Origin of the sequence: uncultured Meiothermus sp., from assembly GCF_937863175.1 — a bacterium.
Classification (GTDB): Bacteria; Deinococcota; Deinococci; order Deinococcales; family Thermaceae; genus Meiothermus.
Genome location: NZ_CALMCQ010000163.1, coordinates 1 through 1,015 on the forward strand (window position 1 = coordinate 1; position 1,015 = coordinate 1,015).

1 protein-coding gene is annotated in these 1,015 nt (G+C 56.6%); it reads right to left on the reverse strand.

Going from position 1 to position 1,015, the window contains the following annotated elements; all coding sequences use genetic code 11:
• Positions 1–487, reverse strand: a 487-nt coding sequence (locus Q0288_RS06270; RefSeq protein ID WP_299428817.1) for a GGDEF domain-containing protein, incomplete at its 3' end; no start/stop codon positions are given.
• Positions 488–1,015: the final 528 nt, after the last annotated feature.

Sequence of the window (1,015 nt, forward strand, 5' to 3'; positions counted from 1 at the left end):
GCTCACACACCCCGAAAGCCCGGTCGCCGGTGATGCCGCGCAGAATCAGGGCAAACTCCTCGCCCCCGATTCGTCCGGCCACATCCGAGGCCCGCAGGGCCTTGCGCACCAACTGACCTATCCGGCGTAACACCTCATCGCCAATCCCACCGCCAAAGCGCTCGTTGATTTCCTTGAAAACATCCAGATCGAAGGTCACCACAGTAAAGACGTCTCCACTGGCAAAAACCCGCTCGAGGGCTTTTTCAAATGCAGCTTTGCCGGGCAGTCCGGTGAGTTCGTCGTCCTCCTCGGCTCCGTAGCCCTCCAGCAACGGGCTGCGGGCATTGAGCAGGTTCTGGTTGCGCTCTTCCACCAGGCGCTGGGCCGACTCGAGGGCGCCTCGGAGGGATTCCAGGTTGCTGCTGGAATGCACAATCTGTGCGCGCATTTGCTCAAGCAGTTGCACCAGTTTTAAGTCTTCATCACGGAGTTTGTCTGGTGACATATCGAAACGGATTATATGCAGGTTCTACTCGAGTGCCTGTGCGATTTGACCATTACTTTTCCTGGGCGGTTATCATCAAATTCGAACATACGCGGTGTCACCCTCCACGAAGTGAAGGGTCTGATGCGCTGTGCTGCACGGGGGGACGCGGGCGCATCGGATTCTTCGGCAGAATGACCCTGCGGCGATGGTGTACCTGCTCGAGAGCCCAATCCCACTTTTGTGATAAGAGCTAGAAGCGCTATACGCCCGATGGGTGCTATGGCACCGATGGGGGGCAGGTAATGCCAGGTGTGCGGGTAACCCATCCCAGGGGCTAAAACAAACCCTGGAGCTTGCTTCAACTAACCCACCCTGGGTTTTAGCCGATAGATGGTCGTTAGGTTGGCAACCCGGAGAATTATGGATGGTGAGCGAAATTGCCTGAAGCTGTATCTCGTGAGGGCTTTTGGGGTCGCACCCTATCCCGTCCACCACTGGACGGATTGACAAATTGTGTTATTGATCTCCGGTAATGTGACCCTAACC